General features: G+C 64.4%; 23 protein-coding genes and 1 tRNA gene. 15 read left to right on the plus strand and 9 right to left on the minus strand.

Annotated features, from left to right (window positions below):
* Positions 1 to 76: 76 nt before the first annotated feature.
* The gene (locus J2R80_RS06140) at positions 77 to 973 is read right to left on the minus strand and encodes a LysR family transcriptional regulator (RefSeq protein WP_057020387.1); all 897 of its coding nucleotides are present in this window, start codon (positions 971 to 973) and stop codon (positions 77 to 79) included.
* 93 nt (positions 974 to 1,066) lie between these two features.
* Here J2R80_RS06140 and styA point away from each other — a divergent pair, with 93 nt between their 5' ends.
* The 3 genes from styA (at position 1,067) to J2R80_RS06155 (ending at position 3,337) form a co-directional block, all read left to right on the plus strand.
* Positions 1,067 to 2,317 carry a styrene monooxygenase subunit StyA gene (gene styA / locus J2R80_RS06145; protein ID WP_253638188.1) on the plus strand — a complete coding sequence of 417 codons (1,251 nt, stop codon included), beginning with the start codon at positions 1,067 to 1,069 and terminating at the stop codon, positions 2,315 to 2,317.
* A gap of 129 nt (positions 2,318 to 2,446) precedes the next feature.
* Positions 2,447 to 2,974: a flavin reductase family protein gene (locus J2R80_RS06150; RefSeq protein WP_253638189.1), complete on the plus strand. Its 528-nt coding sequence runs from the start codon at positions 2,447 to 2,449 to the stop codon at positions 2,972 to 2,974.
* A gap of 174 nt (positions 2,975 to 3,148) precedes the next feature.
* Positions 3,149 to 3,337: a hypothetical protein gene (locus tag J2R80_RS06155; protein ID WP_253638190.1), complete on the plus strand. Its 189-nt coding sequence runs from the start codon at positions 3,149 to 3,151 to the stop codon at positions 3,335 to 3,337.
* A 117-nt stretch (positions 3,338 to 3,454) separates the two neighbouring features.
* Here the strand turns inward: J2R80_RS06155 and J2R80_RS06160 are convergent.
* A tRNA-Leu gene (locus J2R80_RS06160) sits at positions 3,455 to 3,541 on the minus strand.
* A gap of 146 nt (positions 3,542 to 3,687) precedes the next feature.
* On the opposite strand from J2R80_RS06160, the gene J2R80_RS06165 reads away from it, so the two are divergent.
* The gene (locus J2R80_RS06165; RefSeq protein WP_253638191.1) at positions 3,688 to 4,656 is read left to right on the plus strand and encodes a complex I NDUFA9 subunit family protein; all 969 of its coding nucleotides are present in this window, start codon (positions 3,688 to 3,690) and stop codon (positions 4,654 to 4,656) included.
* 299 nt (positions 4,657 to 4,955) lie between these two features.
* Here the strand turns inward: J2R80_RS06165 and J2R80_RS06170 are convergent, their stop codons facing one another.
* Positions 4,956 to 5,762 (minus strand): undecaprenyl-diphosphate phosphatase, encoded by an 807-nt coding sequence (locus tag J2R80_RS06170; protein ID WP_028341730.1) that lies wholly within the window; start codon positions 5,760 to 5,762, stop codon positions 4,956 to 4,958.
* A 263-nt stretch (positions 5,763 to 6,025) separates the two neighbouring features.
* On the opposite strand from J2R80_RS06170, the gene J2R80_RS06175 reads away from it, so the two are divergent.
* From J2R80_RS06175 to J2R80_RS06185, 3 genes are read left to right on the plus strand one after another with little or no spacing between them, the layout of a single operon-like run.
* Entirely contained in the window at positions 6,026 to 6,718 is a 693-nt protein-coding gene (locus J2R80_RS06175) for a glutathione S-transferase family protein (RefSeq protein ID WP_057020382.1), read from the plus strand.
* Entirely contained in the window at positions 6,667 to 7,857 is a 1,191-nt protein-coding gene (gene queG, locus J2R80_RS06180; RefSeq protein WP_253638192.1) for a tRNA epoxyqueuosine(34) reductase QueG, read from the plus strand. The genes J2R80_RS06175 and queG overlap by 52 nt, the downstream gene beginning before the upstream one ends.
* A gap of 34 nt (positions 7,858 to 7,891) precedes the next feature.
* On the plus strand, positions 7,892 to 8,689 hold the full coding sequence (locus tag J2R80_RS06185) for an acyl-CoA thioesterase domain-containing protein (protein WP_253638193.1): 798 nt from the start codon (positions 7,892 to 7,894) through the stop codon (positions 8,687 to 8,689).
* A 106-nt stretch (positions 8,690 to 8,795) separates the two neighbouring features.
* On the opposite strand, the gene J2R80_RS06190 is transcribed toward J2R80_RS06185, so the two are convergent.
* On the minus strand, positions 8,796 to 9,263 hold the full coding sequence (locus tag J2R80_RS06190) for a nuclear transport factor 2 family protein (RefSeq protein ID WP_253638194.1): 468 nt from the start codon (positions 9,261 to 9,263) through the stop codon (positions 8,796 to 8,798).
* Between the two features lie 178 nt (positions 9,264 to 9,441).
* Positions 9,442 to 10,236 carry a carboxylesterase gene (locus J2R80_RS06195; RefSeq protein WP_253638195.1) on the minus strand — a complete coding sequence of 265 codons (795 nt, stop codon included), beginning with the start codon at positions 10,234 to 10,236 and terminating at the stop codon, positions 9,442 to 9,444.
* A 228-nt stretch (positions 10,237 to 10,464) separates the two neighbouring features.
* Between J2R80_RS06195 and infC the strand changes: the two genes are divergently transcribed.
* The 3 genes from infC (at position 10,465) to rplT (ending at position 12,071) form a co-directional block, all read left to right on the plus strand.
* Positions 10,465 to 11,004: a translation initiation factor IF-3 gene (gene infC, locus J2R80_RS06200; protein ID WP_026192043.1), complete on the plus strand. Its 540-nt coding sequence runs from the start codon at positions 10,465 to 10,467 to the stop codon at positions 11,002 to 11,004.
* Positions 11,005 to 11,436: 432 nt separating this feature from the next.
* On the plus strand, positions 11,437 to 11,637 hold the full coding sequence (gene rpmI / locus J2R80_RS06205; protein ID WP_008539890.1) for a 50S ribosomal protein L35: 201 nt from the start codon (positions 11,437 to 11,439) through the stop codon (positions 11,635 to 11,637).
* A gap of 74 nt (positions 11,638 to 11,711) precedes the next feature.
* Positions 11,712 to 12,071: a 50S ribosomal protein L20 gene (rplT, locus tag J2R80_RS06210; protein WP_018269297.1), complete on the plus strand. Its 360-nt coding sequence runs from the start codon at positions 11,712 to 11,714 to the stop codon at positions 12,069 to 12,071.
* 16 nt (positions 12,072 to 12,087) lie between these two features.
* On the opposite strand, the gene J2R80_RS06215 is transcribed toward rplT, so the two are convergent.
* Positions 12,088 to 12,498 carry a hypothetical protein gene (locus tag J2R80_RS06215; RefSeq protein ID WP_253638196.1) on the minus strand — a complete coding sequence of 137 codons (411 nt, stop codon included), beginning with the start codon at positions 12,496 to 12,498 and terminating at the stop codon, positions 12,088 to 12,090.
* A 207-nt stretch (positions 12,499 to 12,705) separates the two neighbouring features.
* On the opposite strand from J2R80_RS06215, the gene pheS reads away from it, so the two are divergent.
* The 5 genes from pheS to J2R80_RS06240 all read left to right on the plus strand — a co-directional run bounded on the left by pheS (position 12,706) and on the right by J2R80_RS06240 (position 19,170).
* Positions 12,706 to 13,788 carry a phenylalanine--tRNA ligase subunit alpha gene (pheS, locus tag J2R80_RS06220; RefSeq protein WP_057020440.1) on the plus strand — a complete coding sequence of 361 codons (1,083 nt, stop codon included), beginning with the start codon at positions 12,706 to 12,708 and terminating at the stop codon, positions 13,786 to 13,788.
* A gap of 85 nt (positions 13,789 to 13,873) precedes the next feature.
* Positions 13,874 to 16,282, plus strand: a complete 2,409-nt coding sequence (gene pheT / locus J2R80_RS06225; RefSeq protein ID WP_253638197.1) for a phenylalanine--tRNA ligase subunit beta — start codon at positions 13,874 to 13,876, stop codon at positions 16,280 to 16,282.
* Positions 16,283 to 16,497: 215 nt separating this feature from the next.
* Positions 16,498 to 17,274: a sulfite exporter TauE/SafE family protein gene (locus J2R80_RS06230; protein WP_076833750.1), complete on the plus strand. Its 777-nt coding sequence runs from the start codon at positions 16,498 to 16,500 to the stop codon at positions 17,272 to 17,274.
* 35 nt (positions 17,275 to 17,309) lie between these two features.
* On the plus strand, positions 17,310 to 18,254 hold the full coding sequence (locus J2R80_RS06235) for an MBL fold metallo-hydrolase (protein WP_253638198.1): 945 nt from the start codon (positions 17,310 to 17,312) through the stop codon (positions 18,252 to 18,254).
* 152 nt (positions 18,255 to 18,406) lie between these two features.
* A protein-coding gene (locus J2R80_RS06240) for an IS5 family transposase (RefSeq protein ID WP_139481326.1) occupies positions 18,407 to 19,170 on the plus strand; the annotation gives its coding sequence in 2 pieces (ribosomal slippage) (positions 18,407 to 18,742 and positions 18,745 to 19,170; 762 coding nt in all).
* Positions 19,171 to 19,192: 22 nt separating this feature from the next.
* Here the strand turns inward: J2R80_RS06240 and J2R80_RS06245 are convergent.
* From J2R80_RS06245 to J2R80_RS06255, 3 genes are all read right to left on the minus strand, one after another.
* Positions 19,193 to 20,098 (minus strand): IS4 family transposase, encoded by a 906-nt coding sequence (locus J2R80_RS06245; protein ID WP_253638199.1) that lies wholly within the window; start codon positions 20,096 to 20,098, stop codon positions 19,193 to 19,195.
* 10 nt (positions 20,099 to 20,108) lie between these two features.
* On the minus strand, positions 20,109 to 20,312 hold the full coding sequence (locus J2R80_RS06250) for a hypothetical protein (RefSeq protein WP_253638200.1): 204 nt from the start codon (positions 20,310 to 20,312) through the stop codon (positions 20,109 to 20,111).
* A gap of 558 nt (positions 20,313 to 20,870) precedes the next feature.
* Positions 20,871 to 22,280, minus strand: coding sequence for an NAD(P)/FAD-dependent oxidoreductase (locus J2R80_RS06255; protein WP_253638201.1), 1,410 nt, complete (start codon positions 22,278 to 22,280; stop codon positions 20,871 to 20,873).
* Between the last annotated feature and the right edge of the window lie 39 nt (positions 22,281 to 22,319).

The following is a 22,319-nucleotide window of genomic DNA, read 5'->3' on the forward strand; positions in this document are numbered from 1 at the left end:
CCGACGGATCGTGTGACGGCAGGGGCTGCGGCGGCGATCGCCGGCGTTCTCGAATTCCCAGCATCGGCCGACGTGTTCAGCCAATCGCAAACATGTCGGCACGCTCAATGATCAGATCGCGGAATAGTCTCGCGCGGCGCGACATCCAATGCGGGTCAGGATAGACGAGATGCATCGGTAGCGATGGTACCGCATAATCCGGCAGCAGATGAACAAGCCGGCCTGCGGCGATGTGTTCGACGGCGCACCAGCTTGGCAGCACCGCGACGCCGAGCCCCTCAACCGTCGCGAGCGTCATCACGTCGGCGTCGTCGCAGGTCATGGACGGCGCGATCTCGACCACATGGCGGCCGGTCTCGGCTTCGAACGTCCACTGATTCCGCGGCGACAAGCGTGAATACGTTACGCTCGGCATGCGGCGCAGATGGTCGGGGAGGAGCGGGGCTTGATGCCGTGCGAGCAGTGAAGGGGCCGCCACCAGGAGGCGCTTGATGGTGCCGACGCGCCGCGCCACCAGCGAGCTGGAGTTCAGCATTCCGATCCGAATTGCCAGCTCCGTCCCGGTCTCCACCAGGTCTACGAACTGCTCGGTGAAGCTCGCATCGAGCCGCACGTCGGGATAGCGGCGAAGATACTCTGCGAAAATGCCGCGGAAAAAGTAGCGACCGAACGAGGTCGGCACAGTGATTCGCAAGGTCCCCGACGGACTGCGAACCCGGCTCTGCGCCGGCGTGCTGGCACTTTCCAACAGCGCGACGATATCCTTGGCGAGCTTGAGCACGCGATCGGCCTCCGGCGTCGGACGAACCTTGCGCGTAGTGCGGACGAACAGCCGGCAGCCGAACTCCGCCTCCAACAACGCCACGCGCTTGCTGATGGCCGGCTGTCCGAGGCCCAGATCGCTCGCGGCCTGGCTGAAGCTGCCGGCCTCCATCACGCGAATGAAGGTTTGCAGCGCATCGATTCGATCCATGCATTCCTCCCAGGAATTTGTAATATTCTTATCATTCCCTACATGGACACAGTCGATCCGGTCTAGCCTCTCGGTAACCAGGGAGGATCAACAATGAACAAATCGATCGGGATCGTCGGCGCCGGAATCGGGGGCCTGCATCTGGCTCTTTATCTCCAACAGCATGGGATCCAGGCGACGGTGCTGACCGACCGCACTCCGGAGCAGTACGCCTCGGCGCGGCTGATGAACACGGTCGCCCATCACAGCGTCACCATCGCGCGTGAGAACGAACTAGGCGTGAACCATTGGGATGACGCCGCCACGATCTACCACCACCACGACCATTTCTTTAATTTCCCAGGCAACGGGCTGCTGTTTCGCGGCGCGTTCAAGAAGCCGAGCCGGGCAGTGGATTACCGCATGTACCTGCCCGCGCTGATGAGGGATTTCGAGCATCGCGGCGGCAGCATCGAATATGCCAGCATCCAGGACGACGACATCCCGGCTCTGGTTTCACGCTTTGACCTTCTCGTCGTGTCGACCGGCAAAGGTGCGCTCGGGCGAATGTTCGCCCATCGGCCGGAGTTGTCCCCCTACAGCCAGCCACAGCGCCTGCTCTGCGTGGGCCTCTATGACGGCGTCGATCACGGCAGCCCGGACGGTGACGACCCGCGCGGTGTCACGCTCTCGGTGTCGCCCAGACATGGCGAGATGATCGTCATTCCGACGCTGTCATTCAGCGGCATGAAGACGGCGCTCCTGATGGAGAACATTCCCGGCGGCGACATGGCCGATCTGGTCTCGCTGAGCTACGACGCGGACCCTGCAGCCTTCCGCCAGACAATTCTCGACAAGCTGGAAAAGCATCATCCGCACACCTACAACCGGATCGACACCCATCGCTTCGGGCTTGCCCAGCCGCTCGACCTGCTGCAAGGCGCGGTGGTGCCGACCGTGCGGCAATCGTCGGTCGCCTTCGATGGTGAGAAATTCGCCGTCGCGCTGGGCGACGTACATTCAGTGGTCGACCCGCTGATGGGCCAAGGCGCCAACATCGCCTCCTACGCCGCCTTCGAACTCGGCAAGGCGATCGTGGAAACGGTGGCCTTCGACGCACGCTTCGTTGAGGAGGTGGATCGCGCCCGCGAAAATCGCGTGTTCGCGGCTGCGCGCTGGACGAATCTGATGCTGCGGCCGCCGTCCGAGGCGATGGGTCGGCTGATCCTCACCATGGCGCAGGACCGAGAACTCTGCGACGAGTTCACCGATAATTTCAACTACCCGGAGCGTCAGTGGGATCGTGTCGCGACCGACAAGCGCATCCACGCTTGGATCGACAGGCGCGCGCCGCTCGCTGCCTGACGCAACAATGATCGCGAGCCGGCCGTACGGTCCACTTGCACCAGGCCGCGACTGCGTGCCGACAAACCATCTCTCGAACCACACGCCGAAAGGCGCGACCTCTTGCCGTTTCGCCATGGAGCGCGATCGATGAACCCGCATCCCGATCCGGCGAGCTTCCGGGCGGCCGCTGCGCGATTCCCCACAGGCGTGACAGTCGTGGCGAGCATCGACCGCAACGGCACTCCGGTCGGCATGACGGCCAACAGCTTCACGACCGTCTCCACCAAACCGCCGACCGTGCTGGTCTCGGTGATGCGAGGGCGGACCTGGCAGGCGATCATGGATTCGAAGCGTTACGCCGTGAATGTCCTTCACGCGGAAGATCTCACACTCTGCGCGCACTTCTCCGGCAGGCCGCAGGCCGAAAGCTCGCCATCGCTGGTCAACCGGGAAGAGTTTCCCGTCCTGTCGCAAGCGATCGCCCAGTTCGCTTGCGACGTGGTCCGGTCAATTGACGTCGCCGACCACACGCTGTTCATTGGCGAGGTCCGCTGGTGCCGGCAGCGAGACGGTTCCCCGCTCGCCTTCTATTCCAGCCGATTCTGCAACGGGCTCGGCATGACGATCGAGCCCGCGGAGGCAGTCGCCTATCCCGCCGACGGATGGGCGATCTAAGGCGAACCGCGAAGCCTTCGCGCGACGCCCCCTGGAGAACCCGAAATTTGCGGCGCACTGGAGCGGTGGCGCCACGGGGGAACGATCGCAAGCGCCAGCTGAGCAGGATGCCTGCCAAGCTCGTCAAGCCCGTCCTGAGATGGTGGAATGAAGATCGGGGACAGAGTCGAAGTCGTGGCGATTCCAGATGCGCTACCGGAATACACGGGAACGCGGACATTCTTCACGAGGTGTCTCGGCCGCCATTTTCCGACCGTCGATCTCAAGGGAGAACTGGTCGAACTCGAAGTCGGCGAGGTGGTCGACGAGTCCAGCTACATGTACTCGATTTGGATCGAACGAGATTACGTCCGTCGCGTCTAACGACGAGAAATGAGGGCCAACGGTAGAATCGCTGTCTCGCCTCTACCCTCGCTGGGTGACGGCTTGCCCGCACCCACCCCCCGGATACTGAGCGATTTCAATCGCTTAAAAAGGGGGTGGTGCCCAGGAAAGGACTCGAACCTTCACGGCCGTTAAGCCACTGGCACCTGAAGCCAGCGCGTCTACCAATTCCGCCACCTGGGCATGTGGAGCGGCTTAGTAAGGATCGGTTGCGCGCTTGTCAAATTCGCGATTGGAAATTCAAATACCCTGTACAGGATAAGGCCGATGGCGTATCGCCAGACGGTTAACCTACATCAATCGCTCTCGAATCCCACAGGAATCACCCCATGGCATCGAACCTGGACACGCTGGTCACGGTCTTCGGCGGATCGGGTTTTCTGGGGCGGAACGTGGTCCGGGCGCTCTGCAAGCGCGATTACCGCGTCCGAGTCGCGGTGCGGCGGCCCGAGCTGGCCGGCCATCTGCAGCCGCTCGGCCGGGTCGGGCAGATCCATGCCGTCCAGGCCAATGTGCGCTACCCGGCCTCGGTCGAGGCGGCGATGCGTGATTCGCATATCGCCATCAACCTGGTCGGCATCCTGGCCGAGGGCGGTGGGCAGAGCTTCGATGCCGTGCAGGTGAAGGGCGCCGAGACCATCGCCAAGGCGGCGGCCGCGGCCGGCGGGCGGATGGTCCATGTCTCGGCGATCGGGGCCGACGCGGATTCGCCCTCGAGCTATTTCCGCGCCAAGGCGGGCGGCGAGGCAGCGGTGCTGGCGGCCTTGCCGTCGGCCACCATCATGCGGCCGTCGCTGCTGTTCGGGCCCGAGGATCAGTTCACCAACCGCTTTGCGGCGCTGGCACGGATGTCACCGGTGCTGCCGCTGGTCGGCGGCGGGGTCAACACGGTACAGCCGGCCTATGTCGGCGACGTCGCGGACGCCGTGGTCCATGCCGTGGACGGCGAGGCGAAGCAGGGCGCAGCTTACGAGCTCGGCGGGCCGGAAGTGCTGACCATGCGCGAGGTGATGCAGATCATCCTCAAGATCACCCAGCGCGATCGCATGCTGGCGCCGCTACCGTTCGGCCTCGCCAAGTTCCAGTCGTACTTCCTGCAGTTCGCGCCGGGGCCGTTCACGCTGACGCCGGACCAGGTCGAGATGCTGCGTTCGGACAATGTGGTGTCCGACGCCGCCAAGGCCGCCGGCCTGACCTTCGCAGGCCTCGGCATCTCGCCGGATTCGATGGAAGCGATCGCCCCGCAATATCTCTGGCGCTTCCGCGCGACGGGTCAGTTCCAGAAGAAGAGCGCGTAGGCAGCTCTCTCCACCTGTCGTCCCGGCCAAGTCAACGGGTCGCGCGAACGCGCGCCCGATGACAGGCTCCGCGCGAGCCGGCACGGCACCACTACGTTTTTCCCACGCTACCAAGCCCTTCCCCGTCATCCCCGCGCAAAGGCTTTGCCTTTGTCGCTGGAGGTGCGAGCCTTGCGGCGCAATTGCGCCGCTGGGCGAGCCTCGAAGGATGAACGGCCGGGATCGGGGCCGTCGCCCTTCGAGACGGCCGCTTTGCGGCCTCCTCAGGGTGACGGTGATGGGATGGTGTCCGTCGCGCCTTACCGTCCCATCGCCAGCGCGATCAGGCCGAGCGTGCCGACGATCACGCGCCACCAGGCGAAGAAGGTGAAGCCGCGGCGGGTGACGAAATTGAGGAAGGCCCGCACCACGATCATCGCCGTGATGAACGACACCACGAAGCCGACCGCGATGACGCTGAGATTGTCGGAGGTGAAGTCGGCCCGGTTCTTGTAGAAATCATAGGCGAACGCGCCGACCATGGTCGGGATCGCGAGGAAGAACGAGAACTCCGCCGCCGAGCGCTTGTCGGCGCCGAGCAGCATCGCCGCCACGATGCTGGCGCCCGAGCGCGACACGCCGGGAATCATCGCCAGGCACTGCGCGACGCCGATCCAGAAATACATCAGCAGCGGGAAGCGGGTCGCATCGTCCTCGTACACTTTGAGATCGAGCTGATCGACCCACAGCAGCACGGCGCCGCCGACGATCAGCGTGAAGCAGACCACCCACGGATTGAACAGGAACTCCTTGATGTATTTGCCGGCGATCAGGCCGATCACGACCGCGGGCAGGAACGCCACCAGCACGCCGATCACGAAGCGGCGGTCGTCTGGATTGGTGAACATTCCGAGCGCCACGCGCCACAATTTGACGAAGTAGAGCGCAAGGATCGCGAGGATCGCTCCGAGCTGGATCAGGATCGCAAAGCTCTTCCAGAAATTGCCTTCGCCCAGATTGAAGAAGCGCTCCGCAAGCAGCAGGTGGCCTGTCGAGGAGACTGGCAGGAACTCCGTGACGCCCTCGATGATGCCGAGAATCACCGCCCGCAGCATATCCGTCATCATGTTGTGGCCTGCCCTGTGTGGAAAACGGGATTCTTCTCGCTTATTCGTACATTGGCCGCAATCGCAAAAAATCGTCAAACAATGGGTTACCCGGCCGATTTGCTGAGCTATAGCGTTTTTGTGACCCGCACCATCTGCGGGGATGGCTACCGGTTTGCGTGCTGACGCGACATAGAGACGACCGGAACTAGTCTGGCCAAAGCACAGGTCCAGACCGCACAGGTTGATGATTTCTTAAGCGCCGCGAAACTACCAAGGGCTTCATGTACACGCTGTATCACCATCCGTTCTGTCCGCATTCGCGCTTCATTCGGCTCGTGCTCGGCGAGTATGGGCTCGATTTGCGCCTTGTGGAGGAACGGGTGTGGGAACGGCGCGAGGCGTTCCTGGCGCTCAATCCGGCAGCCACCACGCCGGTGCTGATCGCCGAGAGCTTTCCGCCGATTCCGGGTGCGCCTGTGATCGCCGAATATGTCGACGAGACGCACGGCCTCGATGCCGGCGATCGGCGGCTGTTGCCGACGTCGACGGCCGAGCGCGTCGAGGTGCGCCGGCTGATGGCGTGGTTCAACGAGAAATTCTTCGAGGAAGCCTCCAACCCGCTGGTGACCGAGCGGATCTACAAGCGGTTCATGAGCGAGGATAATGGCGGCGGCCCGCCGGCGCCCGACATCATGCGCGCCGCCAAGGTCAATGTGCGCTATCATCTGAGCTATATCGGCTGGCTGGCGAAGACGCGGAACTATCTCGCCGGCGACCGCCTGACCTACGCGGATCTCGCCGCCGCGGCGCATCTCTCGGCGATCGACTATCTAGGCGACGTGCCATGGAGCGAGGACGACGCGGCAAAGTCGTGGTACGCGCGGGTGAAGTCCCGCCCGTCGTTCCGCCCGCTGCTCAGCGAATGGCTGGCGGGGGTGCCGGCGTCGCGCACCTATGTGGACCTCGACTTCTGAACCCGGCGGTCAGGCTCTCCCCTTCCGATCTCAAGGCAGCGCTTCAGCGCGAGGCGCATGCGCTCGGCTTCGACGCCGTCGGCTTCACCGCGCCTGATGCGACCAGCGAGGCCGGAAAATATTTCCTCGAATTCCTCGGCTCCGGCGGCCATGGCGACATGGACTGGCTCGCGGCCAATCCGGAGCGGCGCACCGATCCGCGCGTGCTGTGGGGCGGCGTGCGCTCGATCATCATGCTCGGCGTCAATTACGGGCCCGACGACGACCCGCTCGACATCCTTGCACGCCGGTCGCATGGCGCGATCTCGGTCTATGCGCAGGGCGACGACTATCACGACGTGATCAAGAAGCGGCTGAAGGTCCTGGCGCGCTGGCTCGCCACGATCACCGGCGATGAGGTGAAGGTGTTCGTCGACACCGCCGCTGTCATGGAGAAGCCGCTTGCCCAGGCAGCCGGCATCGGCTGGCAGGGCAAGCACACCAACCTCGTGTCGCGCGAATTCGGCTCGTGGCTGTTTCTCGGCGCGATCTATTCCGCCACCGAGCTGCCGCGCGATGATGCCGAGGCCGATCATTGCGGCAGCTGCCGCGCCTGCCAGGACATCTGTCCGACCGCGGCGTTTCTCGCGCCCTACAAGCTCGATGCGCGGCGCTGCATCTCGTATCTGACGATCGAGAACAAGGGTCCGATCCCGCACGAATTCCGCAAGAGCATCGGCAACCGCATCTATGGCTGCGACGATTGCCTCGCGGTGTGTCCGTGGAACAAGTTCGCGCAAGCGGGGCGCGAGCAGAAGCTCGCCGCGCGCGATACGTTGCGGGCGCCCGCGCTCGCCTATCTCGCACGGCTCGATGATGCGGCTTTTCGCGCGCTGTTCACGAAGTCGCCGGTCAAGCGCATCGGCCGCGACCGCTTCATCCGCAATGTGCTGATCGCGATCGGCAACTCCGGTGACGCAAGCCTTGTCGGCGAAGCGCAGCGTTTGCTCGACGATGCGAGCCCGCTGGTGCGCGGCGCCGCGGTGTGGGCGCTGTCGCAACTGACCGCCCGCGAAGCATTCGCGGCGCTGGCATCGCGCGCCGGCGGCGAGCCCGACGTCACCGTACAGCAGGAGTGGCGCGCGGCCACCGCCTCTTGATTTCATCGCGCCATTCCCGTCATGGTCGCACGCCATGACAAACCAGCCCTTCTTCACCAGGCACGGCGACGGCTTCATGCCGACGGCCGTTGCGAACGGACCGTGGAGTCCGGAATCCCTGCACGGCCGCGTCGTGATCGGCCTCCTCGCCTTCGTCATTGAGGAGCGCCACGGCTCCGACGAATTCGTCCCGGCGCGGCTGACGGTCGACATGTTCCGGCTGCCCAGCATCACGACGCCGATCGAGGTGACGACCAAGCTCGTGCGCGACGGCATGCGCATCAAGATGATCGAGGCCGAGTTTGTCTCTGGCGGCACCAGCATGGCGCGCGCCTCCTGCCAATTGTTGCGCCGGACGGAAAATGCCCCCGGCAATGTGTGGTCGCCGCCGAACTGGAACGTGCCGGCGCCATCAGACATTCCGAAGCCGACCGATCCGAGGCTCGGCATGAACGGCAAATGGGAGACGCGGCCGATCGTCGGCCATATGGGCTCGCTCGGCGAGCGCCGGCTCTGGATGAGCGAGGTGCGCGAGCTCGTCGCGGGCGTGAAGATGACGCCGTTCGTCCATGTCGCGACCGGCGCGGATTTCGCCAGCCCCTTCGCCAATGCCGGCGACCAGGGGCTCGGCTACATCAACAGCGACGTCACGATCTATCTGCATCGTTTGCCGGCGACCAACTGGATCGGCTTCGAGGTCGTCAACCATCACGCCACGGACGGCATCGCGATCGGCGAATGCTGGCTCTATGACGAAAAGGGTCCGATCGGCACCTCCACGGTGGCCGCGCTCGCCCAGCGCAAGCCGATGACCAATCCGCCGCCGCCGTAGGCTCTCACCGTCGTCATTGCGAGCGAAGCGAAGCAATCCATGTCTCGGCTTGCCGAGGCGTGGATTGCTTCGTCGCTTCGCTCCTCGCAATGACGACGGAGAGTCCTCACGCCAGATGCCGCTGCATCTCCGGCCGCGCTTTCAGCTCCGCGCCCTGCTTGCCGACGATCTTGGCGATCCGCTCCGGCGCGAAGTTCAAATCGACGAAGGCTGGCGCGGTGTTGGCGACCTCGTGGTACTCCGTGATCTTGCCGTCGCGCAGCCGCATGATCGCGACGCCCTCGAACATCGCACGCGCGCCCTTGGCTTCCGGCAAGGTCGAGCGGTAGCTGAACGTGTAGCGCGCGTAGAGCGTCGTGCCATCGCTCACGGGATCATGCATCACCCAGCGGAAATCGGTCGCGGTCCGGTAGAACCAGTCGTCGATCATCTCGCCGATTTTGCCGTGGCCCTTGAAGGCACCGTAGAACACATCGTGATAGACGCCGTCCTCGGTGAAAAGGCTAGCGAAGGCCTTGCCGTTGCGCTGCTCGACCGCGTCGCAGAACGCGCGCAGCATTGTTGTCGTGTCCATTGGTATCCTCTCCCGGCTCCTCGCTTCTTCTTCCCTCTCCCCTTGTGGGAGAGGGTGGATCGAATGAGCGAGAGCTCATTCGAGACGGGTGAGGGGTCTGTGTCCGCGGAGAGAACCCCTCATCCGGCGCGGACATCGTCCGCGCCACCTTCTCCCACAAGGGGAGAAGGAAAAAAGCTTAGCCGATCTCCGCCACCGCGACGATGATGCGGGCGATGTCCTGCGGACGCGACAAGCGGTGGTCGCCGTCCTGGATCATGGTGAGCACGACATCTTCAGCCGGCAGGCGGTGCACCAGCGCGAAGGCGTGCTTCCACGGCACGTCGGGATCCCGCGCGCCCTGCAGGATGCGCACCGGGCAGCCGACGTCGATCTTGCTTCCGAGCAGCAAATGTTTGCGGCCCTCCTCGATCAGATTGCGTGTGATCGGATAGGGCGTGCCGTCGCCATAGTCGGACGGACGCAGCCACATGCCCTTGGCCTCGATCTCGGCGCGGACCTCCGGCGAGAAGGCCTTCCACATCAGCTCCTCGGTGAAGTCGGGCGCCGGCGCGATCAGCACGAGGCCGGCGAGCTGTGCTTTCCCGTTCCCGCGCCTGGCAATCTCGCGTGCGAGCAGCAGCGCCATCCAGCCGCCCATCGAGGACCCGATCACGACCTGCGGCCCACTGCAGAACTGCGAGAACACGGCCACGCTCTCCTCGAGCCAGCGGCCGATGGTGCCGTCGGCGAAATCGCCGCCGGATTCGCCGTGGCCGGAATAGTCGAACCTGACGCAGCCGCGGCCGTGCTCGGCCGCCCACGCATCGAGCGCCAGCGCCTTGGTGCCGGCCATGTCGGACTTGAAGCCGCCGAGCCAGAACAGCCCGGGATTGCTGCCGGCACGGGCCCGCACCGCGATCCGGCGCGCCTCGCTGCCCTCGCCGACCTCGATGAAGGCAGGTTCCTGTTCCGATGCGGCGGTTTGGCTCATGGTTCGGTCACTCGCGTGTCAGACATCTGCTTTTCAATTGTCGCGCGGCACCGGTCAACGGCTGCGACCCCTGCCTTGCGGAGCAGACGAGCCCGCTATATGTGCCGGGCGTGGCCAAAATGCCTCGCAATTGGCGGTTTTGCCGCTTAAGAAGCGAGTTCGCTTGCCCGTTGCAGCATCTTGCTTCAAAATATCCGCCTTCCCTTTCACAACTTTGGAGAGTTACCCATTCGCCGTCCCAATAGAGCCCCGCCCACAGTCGCCAAAGAAGGGCCGCGCACCAATGACGAGATTCGCAACGCACAGATCCAGCTGATCGATGCGGAGGGTGTCAATCAGGGCACCGTCGAAACCATGGTGGCCATCAAGATGGCCATGGAAGCCGGCATGGATCTCGTCGAGATTTCGCCGAATACCAGCCCTCCCGTCTGCAAGATCATGGACTACGGGAAGTACAAGTATTCCGCACAGAAGAAGGCTGCCGAAGCTCGCAAGAAGCAGAAGGTCGTCGAGATCAAGGAGATCAAGCTCCGCCCGATGATCGACGATCACGACTATGACGTGAAGATGCGCGCGATGCAGCGCTTCTTCGAGGAAGGCGACAAGGTCAAGATCACCTTGCGCTACCGCGGTCGTGAGATGGCGCACCAGGAGATCGGCACCAAGCTGCTGGACAAGGTGAAGGCCGACGTCGCCGAATTCGCCAAGGTCGAGCAGGACGCGAAGTTCGAGGGCCGCCAGGTCGTGATGGTTCTGGCGCCACGCTAGTTCGAATTTGTCGCTTTGTTGAAATGAAATGGCCCGTCAGGCGATCTGGCGGGCTGTTTCGTTTCCGTAGCCCGGATCCACCTCCCCTTGAAAAGGGGAGGTCGTTTTGCTCGCCGAGCAAAGCGGGTGGGGATCTGCTGTCCCCGCAGACGGGATCGCTTGCGGCTGACCCCCATCCCGACCTTCCCCCTTTTCAGGGGGAAGGGGAAGACGGTTCCGGCCCCGATTCCCGCCTGAAACGTTGCAAAACCGCCGATCCTCTGTCATAAGCCGGGCCTTCGCCGCCCGGCTGATCAAGGGCTGCCGTGGCGACGTCCGGTGCAGGTTCTTTCAATTCGGAAAAAACCTTAGCACTTTCAACGCTCTAACGAGCATTTTAGCCGGCCGGACGCCTCTCGGGGCGATTTTCGTGCTGTGCGACAGGAGAGCCAAATGCCCAAGTTGAAGACCAAGTCGGGCGCTAAAAAGCGCTTCAAGGTGACCGCCACTGGCAAAGTCATGCACGCCCAGCGCGGCAAGCGCCACGGCATGATCAAGCGGACGAAGAAGCAGATCCGTCAGCTCCGCGGCACCCGCGTGCTGTTCAAGACCGACGGCGACAACGTCAAGAAGTACTTCTTGCCGAACGCCTGATCGCACCGATCGCTTGAACCCTCGCCGCGACTGCGCGGCGCCCCGTCACCTCTTCCAGATCAAGGATTTCCGTCATGTCTCGCGTCAAACGCGGTGTGACCGCTCACGCCAAGCACAAGAAAGTCTACAAGGCCGCCAAGGGCTATTACGGCCGCCGCAAGAACACCATCCGCGTCGCCAAGCAGGCCGTCGAAAAGGCCGGCCAGTACGCCTTCCGCGACCGCAAGCGCAAGAAGCGCACCTTCCGCGCGCTCTGGATCCAGCGCATCAACGCCGCGGTCCGTCCGTTCGGCATGACCTACAGCGTGTTTATCAACGGCCTCTCCAAGTCGGGCGTCGTCGTCGACCGCAAGGTGCTGTCGGATCTCGCGATCCACGAGCCGGTTGCGTTCCAGGCGATCGCCGAGAAGGCCAAGGCCGCGCTGGCCGCCTGATCCTGGCGGGGCGGCCCTAACGCGATTTGGGGCCCGCCTTCAGCGCCTTCTGCGAATAGCGCTGGGCGACGATCGCCCGGCAGAACGCCGTGAACGAGCGGTACATGGTGCCGCTTTCGTGGTCGTATTTGTGGTCGCAGCGCTTGAGCTGGCCGGCATAGGCCTTCTTCTGCGACGCTCCGAGGCCGGACAGGAAGTCCCCCTCGCACCTCTTCTCGACCACGGCGCCGAACTGGACGTCTCCGCTGGCGCCGTATTCGCACGCCTCGAAGATCTTCATCGCGCGGTTGCAGCTCGGCGCCTTCTGAAGCTCCGCGATGATGTCGTCCATCTGGGTCGATTTGGCGGGACATTCCTCGGTCGCGGCATGCACCGTGGTGAGCATCAACAGCACCGCCGGCACGGCCAGGCAAGATCGCAGCAACATCGCGTGGGCCTCCTTGAACTCCCCTTGGGTAGCCCGGCCTCCGCGCGGGGTTCAATGCTGCCGGCCACCGGCTCGAAATGACCGGCTTTTCGCTTGACGTTACCGCCTTCGGGCGGCGACAACCCAGCCGAATTTTGGCGCATGGTACCGGTTCGGGTAGCGGTTCTTCCCACCGGATCATGCTCCGCTCAAGCGCAGGAATTGACCGTGTCCGACCTCGCAACGCTCGAACAATCCATCCTCGACCAGATCGCCTCAGCCGCTGACGAGGCCGCCCTCGAGGCGGTCCGCGTCTCGGCGCTCGGCAAGAAGGGCTCGATCTCGGCCTTGCTCGCCACCCTCGGCAAGATGTCGCCGGAGGAGCGCAAGACCGAAGGCGCGAAGATCAACCTCGCCAAGGATGCGGTGACGCAGGCGCTCGCGGCCAGGCGCGACGTGCTGAAAGCGGCCGCGCTCGATGCGCGCCTCGCCGCCGAGACCATCGACGTCACGCTGCCGCTGCGCGAGGCGCCGGCGGAGACCGGCCGCATCCATCCGTTGAGCCAGGTCTGGGACGAACTCACCACGATCTTCGCCGACATGGGCTTTGCGGTCGCCGAAGGTCCCGACATCGAGACCGACGACTACAACTTCACCAAGCTGAACTTCCCCGAAGGCCATCCGGCGCGCGAGATGCACGACACCTTCTTCTTCAACCCGAAGGAGGACGGCTCGCGCATGCTGCTGCGGACCCACACTTCGCCGGTGCAGGTGCGCACCATGCTGACCCAGCAGCCGCCGATCCGCGTGATCTGCCCGGGCCGCACCTATCGCATCGATTCGGATGCGACGCACACACCGCAATTCCACCAGGTCGAGGGCCTGGTGATCGACAAGGGCTCGCATCTCGGCCACCTCAAATGGATCCTGCACGAGTTCTGCAAGGCGTTCTTCGAGGTCGACCACATCAACATGCGGTTCCGGCCCTCGTTCTTCCCGTTCACCGAGCCGTCGCTCGAGGTCGACATCCAGTGCCGCCGCGACAAGGGCGAGATCCGCTTCGGCGAGGGCGAGGACTGGCTGGAGATTCTCGGCTGCGGCATGGTGCACCCCAACGTGCTGCGCGCCTGCGGCCTCGATCCCGACGTCTACCAGGGTTTTGCCTGGGGCATGGGCATCGACCGCATCGCGATGCTGAAATACGGCATCGCCGACCTGCGGCAATTGTTCGACAGCGACGTGCGCTGGCTCAGCCACTACGGCTTCAAGCCGCTCGACATCCCGTCGATCGCGGGGGGCTTGAGTTCGTGAATCTTGTCTTCGGTCCCATTGTGAAGAAAGCCGCCACCCTAACCCTCCCCCGCAAGCGGGAGAGGGGACTGGAGAAGTCATCGTCATGAAGTTCACCCTCTCCTGGCTGAAGGAACATCTCGAGACCGACGAGCCGCTCGACAAGCTCGCTGACAAGCTCACCATGATCGGGCTCGAAGTCGAGAACATCGAGGACAAGGCGAAGGCGCTCGCGCCGTTCACCATCGCGCGCGTGATCTCGGCCGAGCAGCATCCGAATGCGGACCGGCTGCGCGTGTGCATGGTCGACACCGGCGACGGGGCTGAGCCGGTGCAGGTGGTGTGCGGCGCGCCGAATGCGCGAGCCGGGCTGATCAGCGTGTTCTCGCCGCCCGGCACCTACGTCCCCGGCAAGAACATCACCCTCGGCGTCGGCACTATCAGAGGCGTCGAGAGCCGCGGCATGCTGTGCTCGGCGGCGGAATTGCAGATCTCCGAGGATCACGACGGCATCATGGAGCTGCCGGCGGACGCGCCGCTCGGCAAGGGCTATGCCGACTGGGCCGGGCTCGGCGATCCCACCATCGAGATCAATTTGACGCCGAACCGGCAGGACTGCACCGGCGTGCACGGCATCGCGCGCGATCTGTCCGCCGCCGACATGGGCAAGTTCAAAGACCCCGGCATCAGGCCGATCAAGGGCGAATTCCCCTGCCCGGTCGAGGTGAAGGTGGAAGACGCCACGCTGTGTCCGGGCTTCGCGCTGCGGCTGGTGCGCGGCGTGAAGAACGGCCCGTCGCCGGAATGGCTGCAGAAGCGGCTGACCTCGATCGGCCTGCGCCCGATCAACGCGCTGGTCGACATCACCAACTTCATGACCTACGACCGCGCCCGCCCGCTGCACGTGTTCGACGCCAAGAAGGTGCAGGGCAACCTCACCGTCCGCCGCGCCAAGGACGGCGAGACGCTGCTCGCGCTCGACGGCCGCACCTATACGCTCGACAGCAACATCTGCGTCATCGCCGACGAGCACGGCGTCGAATCGCTCGCCGGCATCATGGGCGGCGAGGCCTCGGGCTGCGACGACAACACCACCGACGTGCTGATCGAATCGGCGCTCTGGAACGAGATCAACATCGCGCAGACCGGCCGCAAGCTCGGCATCAATTCGGACGCGCGCTATCGCTTCGAGCGCGGCGTCGATCCGGCCTTCATGGTGCCCGGGCTCGAGCTCGCGACCAAGCTGGTGCTGGCGCTGTGCGGCGGCACGCCGTCCGAGAACGTCGTGGTCGGCAAGCAGTTCGGCGAGGATCGCGTCATCGACTTCCCGCTCAGTGAAGTGAAGCGCCTCGCCGGCATCGAGGTGCCGCTGGTCGAGGTGAAGCTGATCCTCACCCGGCTCGGCTTCATGCTGGCCGGCAACGGCCCCGTGGTGAAGATCGCGATCCCGTCCTGGCGCACCGACGTGCACGGCAAGGCCGACATCGTCGAGGAGATCGTGCGCATCGTCGGCGTCGACAAGGTGCCGATGACGCCGTTCGAGCGCGGCGAGGAGCCGCGCAAGCCGGTGCTGACGCCGATGCAGCTGCGCACCCGCCGTGCCAAGCGCGCGCTCGGCGTGCGCGGCATGGTGGAAGCCGTGACCTGGTCGTTCATCACCAATGACGCGGCAAAACTGTTCGGCGGCGGCCAGAGCGAGCTCGTGCTTGCCAACCCGATCGCGGCCGATCTTTCCGACATGCGGCCGAGCCTGCTGCCGGGCCTCGTCGCGGCGGTTCAGGCCAACATCAATCGTGGCTATCCCGATGTGGCACTGTTCGAGGTCGGCCAGGTGTTCCGCGGCGACCGCCCGGAGGACCAGTTGGTCGCCGCCTCCGGCGTGCGCCATGGCTTCGCCTCGTCGAAGGGGATCGGGCGGCACTGGGCCGGCTCGGCTGCGGCGGATGCGATGGATGCCAAGGCCGACGCCTTCGCCGTGCTGGCGGCCGCCGGCGCGCCGATGCAGGCGCTGCAGATCGTCCCCGGCGGTCCGGCCTGGCTGCATCCGGGGCGCTCCGGCACCATCCAGATCGGCCCGCAGAACGTGCTCGGCACTTTCGGCGAGCTGCATCCGCGTGCGGCCGAGGCGCTCGGCGCCGACGGCCCGATGATCGTGTTCGAGGTGATCCTCGAGCGCATCCCGCAAGGCAAGCAGCGGGCGACGCGCGCCAAGCCGGTGCTGGAGCTCTCGGCATTCCAGCCGGTGTCGCGCGACTTCGCCTTCATCGTCGATCGCAGCGTCAAGGCGGGCGACATCGTCCGCGCGGCGCAGAATGTCGACAAGAAGCTGATCACTGATGTGACCGTGTTCGACGTCTACGAAGGCAAGGGCATCGACCCCGACAAGAAGTCGATCGCGATCGCGGTGACGATCCAGCCGCGCGAGAAGACCATGACCGACCAGGAGATCGACGCGGTCGCCGCCAAGGTCGTCGCCGATGTGACCAAGAAGACCGGCGGCACGCTGCGCGGGTGATGTGAACCACAGGCGGTCTATTGCACCGTCACCCTGAGGAGGCCGCGTAGCGGCCGTCTCGAAGGGTCGACGGCCCCGCCTGTGGCCGTGCATCCTTCGAGGCTCGCTCTGCTCGCACCTCCAGCGACAAAGGCGAAACCTTTGCGCGGGGATGACGGGTCTGAGTAGGGGCGCTTTGAGTTGCCAGCCAGCTAGTCGAATCTCGTTATCCTTTCATGACCTCCTTCAGCCTGATCCCCTCCGACATCTCGACCAGCATCGCGCTCGCGATTTGCGCGATCGCCTTCGTGTCGGGCACGGCGCGCGGCTTCTCGGGCTTCGGCTCGGCGCTGATCTTCATGCCGCTCGCGAGCAGCGTCGCGGCGCCGCGGCTGGTGGCGGCGCTGCTGCTCGTCATCGACTTCATCGCCGCCACGCCGCTGCTGCCGAACGCCTGGACCCACGCCGACCGCAAGGCGACCGCGGTCATGGTCGCCGGCGCGCTGGTCGGCGTCCCCATCGGCACCTATTTCCTGACCGTGCTCGAGCCTGTCACGACGCGCTGGATCATCTCCTGCTTCGTCGCGGTGCTGCTCGCACTGCTGCTGTCGGGCTGGCGCTATCACGGCAAGGAGCACGTCGCCCTCTCCGTCGGCGTCGGCGGCCTCTCCGGCTTCTGCAGCGGCCTCGCGCAGACCGGCGGCCCGCCGATCGTCGCCTACTGGCTGGGCCGCCCGATCTCGTCGGTGATCTCGCGCGCCAATATCGTGCTGTTCTTCGGTGCCTCGGACTTCTTCTCGCTGGTCAGCTACTGGTTCACCGGCCTGATCACGATCGAATCGGTCAAGTTCTCGCTGATCGTCGGCCCGATCTACGGCATCGGAGTCTGGTTCGGCGCCGCGCTGTTCGGCAAGGCGAGCGAAAATGTGTTTCGCGCGATCTGCTACGCGCTGATCGCGGCTGCCGTCATCGTCGGCCTGCCGGCGCTTGATGGCATCCTGCGCGGCGGCTAGGGTCGCAGCACAAAAAAGAGACCAGGGAGACACCGATGATCGATCGCCGCAACGCATTGAAACTGGCGCTCGGCAGCGCCGCCGTGCTCGCGGCACCGGGCGTGCGCGCGCAAACCGACAAGGCGCGGACCCGCATCGTGTTCCTCGGCACCAAGGGCGGGCCGCGCGTCGGCAACGGCGCTTCGAACCCTGCCAATCTCGTCGTCGTCAACGATACCCCGTTCGTGATCGATTGCGGCATGGGCGTCAGCCGCCAGCTTGTGCGCGCGGGCGTGCCGATCCCGCAGGTCAAGTACATCCTCATCAGCCATCATCATTCCGATCACAATCTGGAATACGGCAATCTGTTCTACAACGCCTGGGCGGCCGGCCTCTCGACGCCGATCCATTCGTTCGGCCCCAAGGGCATCGAGGCGATGACCAAGGAATATTGGGAGCTGAACAAGTTCGACGTCGAGACCCGGATCGAGGACGAAGGCCGCCCGGACCCGCGCAAGCTGCTGATCGCGAAAGACATCAGGGACGACGGTGTGGTGCTGAAGACATCGGACGTCACCGTGACCGCGTTCCGCACGCCGCATCCGCCGATCACGGATAACTTCGCCTACAAGTTCGAGACCCCGGACGGCACCATCGTGTTCTCCAGCGACACCGCCTACAACCCGAAGCTCGCCGAATTTGCCAAGGGCGTCGACGTGCTGGTGCACGAATGTCTCTATGTCCCCGCGGTCGATCGCCTGGTCGCCACGACCAAGAACGGCGCCACGCTGAAGAAGCATCTGCTCGACAGCCACACCTCGACCGAGGACGTCGGCCGCATCGCAGCCGCCGCCGGCGTGAAGACGCTGGTGCTCAGTCACTTCGTCCCCGGCGACGATCGGCAGGTCACCGACGATGACTGGACGAGGGACGTGAAGAAGAACTATTCCGGCCGCATCGTGGTGGCCAAGGATCTAATGGAGCTGAAGCTGCCGGTGTGATCGGACAAATCATGTCGCGAGAATGCGGATTCATGACCACCTGCTGCGCAACATACTCGGTGCCGTCCCTGCGAAAGCACTAGGTGGTGTGGACTCTAAGGATTCCCTTTTAGGCGCAAATCAGATTCAAGGCTGCTTTTGGGGAGGCCGCCTTGGGTGTGATGGACCGCTTGGTATTGAGCGACGCGACATGGGAGCGGATGGCGCCGCTGATCATCGGCCGGCCTGACCAGAAGGGTTCGACCGGACGGGACAACCGGATGTTTGTGGAGGGCGTACTTTGGATCGTGCGCACTGGCTCTCCCTGGCGTGATCTTCCGGAGGTGTTTGGAGACTGGAACAGCGTGTTTCGGCGCTTCAGTCGATGGAGCATCAAGGGGGTCTGGTGGCGCATATTCGAAGCGATGTCCGGTGATCCGGACTTCGAGTATCTGATCGTCGACTCCACCATCGTCCGGGCGCACCAGCACGCCGCTGGGGCGAAAAAAGGGGGTCTGAAGATCAGGCGATCGGTCGCTCGCGCGGTGGCCTGAGCACCAAGATACATATGGCCGTTCGCGGCCTGGGATGTCCCGTACGGTTCAAGCTCACCGCAGGTCAGAAGAGCGACGTACCGCAAGCCGCCGAATTGATCGAGGGATTACCTGCCCAGGTCGTCATGGCGGATACGGCTTATGACGCCGATCACTTGCGCCAGGCGATCGCTGCCAAAGGCGCGCTCGCCGTCATCCCCAACAACCCGTCACGTGCGCTCAAATATCCGCTGGACAAGCATCTCTATGCCCAGCGTCATCTCGTCGAATGCTGCTTCTCAAAACTCAAGCAGTTCCGCCGCGTCGCAACCCGCTTCGAAAAGACCGCCCGAAATTACCTGGCCGTCGTTACTCTCGCAGCCATCGTCTTATGGATGCGATAAATGTCCACACCACCTAGTGCATCTACACGTTTGTCGGGCCATTTGCGAGGATTTGGAAGCGGGCCATTCCGGTGTGGAAGGTGATTGGTCCAGGTGGACGGTGGGAGGCGTAGCCGGTCCATCCGCCGAGTTTTGCGATGATCCATGCCGCCCAAGCAAGAGTGTTGGGGCGATGGTGGTTTTTCTGAAGCTCGGTGCGACCTTTCATGGTTTTGTTGATGGCCCTGAGCGTCTCGATCTCTTCTGCGGTGAAGACAAATTCAGCCGGCAATTCTTCGCCACTGTTGCGGGCCTGAACGAGTTGAATGACGATACATGCCGCTCTGGTGGCGACCGCCACGAGCTTGATCAGGCCTTCGGCGCTCTCGATCTGACTATCCTCGATGCGCAAACCCTGGCTCTTCAGCGAGCGAAAGAGTTGCTCAATGATCCAGCGCTGGCGGTACCAGGAGACGATCTGCCAGGCGTCTTTAACGGTGGCGACCGGATGAGTGGTCAGGAGCAGCCAGCGAATGGGCTCCGCACCTCTCGGCGGATGCAACTCGACCACTTCTACGAAGCTGAGTTTGATGCCCTCCGCCAAGTCGGTGACGCCGGGCCTCTGCGGCCGCTTGAGCACGACGGTTCCGAAGCGCATCGAGAGATGGGCCTGCCGGCCGCGCCGATCCATTCGCTGCGGCAGATCGATCACCGCGTTGTCGCAGAAGCGGCTCCGCTCGACCGCCTGATAAAGTGTGTCGCCATCGACCAGCGCATGGTCGTGCATGGCACGCGACAGAAGATGGACATTCTCGGCTGGCGTCAGCGCCCAGTGAGCAAAGAAATCCCCCTCGCGGTCGTTGACGACGGTGATCATGCGGGCATCTGCCAGGACGTCGCGGCCTTGCTCGGCGGCCGTCACCCAGCGCGCCGACTCCTTGTCGGCCAAGGCGCGCCGCTCATGCGGGATTTTTACCCTTGCCTTTGCGCGTCCAAACGTTGCCGCCAGTAAGGCCAAGACAGACCCCGCTGTCGGCATCCACCGCCATCATCGCATGCAACAGCACGCCGCGAGCATTGCCCTTGCCGACTTTGCCCAGCCCGCGCCGCCGTCCCGCCTGGGTCTGGAACTTGACCTCGCTCGTATCCTGGATCGCCAGCACATGACGCCCGCTGACCGCAGTCCGCGTCTGCGTGCTCCAGCCCCTCAATCAATTTATCGATCGTGACTTGGGGGTTGTTCACAAACCGCCAGAACGCCATATTGGCAGCCCAATCGCCCCGGGCCATCTGGCGCAAGCAGACGCTGCGCGTGCAAAGCATAGCCCGGAGAAGCGTCGCCCCCTTTTGTCGAGACGAACGTCCCCGAACTCACCCAAAGACAAATCCGGCTGCATCGCTGGCGCTCCTTCGAATCAAAGCGCCAGTGAGAGAATCATACAACATGCTGCAGAGACGCCACTTCTTGCTGCACCGAGTCAATCTGTCGCGCCCCAAAACCGTGTAGACACGCTAGTGCGAACGCAGGGACCCATAACCACGAACGGTTATTGGTGAACGATGGTGGAACGACGAGTCCCGATCACAACATCTGCTGCGGCGTATGGGTCCCTGCTTTCGCAGGGACGACATCTGTCGTGCGGCAGCACTCGCCACCAAATCAAATCATCGCACACACGACGGTAAGGCCGGCCGCGCTCAACCGTCACCTCACCCGACCGTCAATTCATCGCCCCGGAGCGAGGCGACGTGCGGCGCTTGTGTTTTGCGGCGGGCGCTGCGGGCGCCGGTGTCGCTTCCTTCGCCCCGCCGATCCTGCGCAGCGCGGCGTCGGCGGCGCGCTCGCCGCTGTCCCAGGCGCCGTCGATGGTGCCCCACAGCGTCTCATGGGTGGCCTCGCCCGCGAGATACATCGCGCCGATCGGCTCGGCCAGGATTCGGCGCGAGAACTGTGCGCCGGGTGCAGCAGCCGACATCGCGCCCATAATGAAGGGCTGTGCATTCCAGCGCGTCGCGCTGGTCTTCTTCACGGCGGCGCCGACCTCGCTGCCATAGAGCTTGGTCAGCCATCCCACTGCGAAAGCCGACATCGCCTGCTCGCCCTGCGCCGACAGGTCGCGGCCGAACGAGCCTGCGACGTCGATCGTACACAGCGAGGAGCCTGCAATATTGCCGTAGAGCAGCGCCGTCTTGGTCGAATTGCTCTGCTCGATGATGACGTCATCGCGCGACAGTCCGAGCGGATTGCCGGGGATCTGCAGCGCGATGCGATCGTAGCTGCCGAGGCTGAGCTTGGCGGCGGCATCGAGCGCGCGCTTCGGAAGCTCCGGCGCGAATTTGATATTGCCGCTCGCGAGCACGTTGCTCGACACCGTGACGATGGCGGCGCGCGCGGTGATCTTGCCGGAGGGCGTCTCGACCATGACGTCGCGATTGCTCCACAGGATACGCTGCGCCGGCGTCGACAGCGCCAGCGGCAGTCCTTCGCCGAGCTTTGCGATCAGCGCGCCGAGCCCCTGCCGGCAAGCGATCGCGGTGTTGCGATCCTGCGCGCGCACCTTGTCGACGGCGGAGAGATCCTTCAGATCCTTGCCGCAGAAATTGGGCCCGAGCAGGAATTCCGCGGTGCCGGCCCAATCGCCGAGATCCTTCGGCATCGCAGCGGCGCAGGCGATATCGGCCTTGCGCGCAGCGTCGTCGATGGCGCGATTGGCGCGCACCAGCGCCGCCAAAAACTCCTCGGTCTCGCCGGGACGGGCGTAGCGCCGGCCAATGCGAATCTTCTGCCCCGCAGGCGCCGTGACGATGTCGAGGCCCGCGGAGCGGGCCAGCCGGATCATCGGATTGGTCTCGGGATTGTGCATCCAGCGCGCGCCGCGGTCGAACGGCACACCGAATGTCGACGCGTCGGTCTGGCAGCGACCGCCGACCTGGCCAGCCGCCTCCACCACGATCACCTTGCGGTTGGCGGCAACGATCCGTCGCGCCGCGGCAATGCCTGCGGCCCCTGCGCCGATCACGACGATGTCGGCCTCGCGCGGCGGCGGCGCCGCAAGCACCCGGCCGCCCAGCGCAGGCACCAGCGCGAAGGCTGCGGACGCCGACAGGAAATCGCGGCGGGTCACGGTCATGACATAGCTTCTGGCATGGTTTCCGGGTACTTGCGGAGA

The sequence above is a fragment of the Bradyrhizobium sp. USDA 4541 genome, from assembly GCF_024171085.1.
Lineage (GTDB): Bacteria > Pseudomonadota > Alphaproteobacteria > Rhizobiales > Xanthobacteraceae > Bradyrhizobium > Bradyrhizobium australafricanum.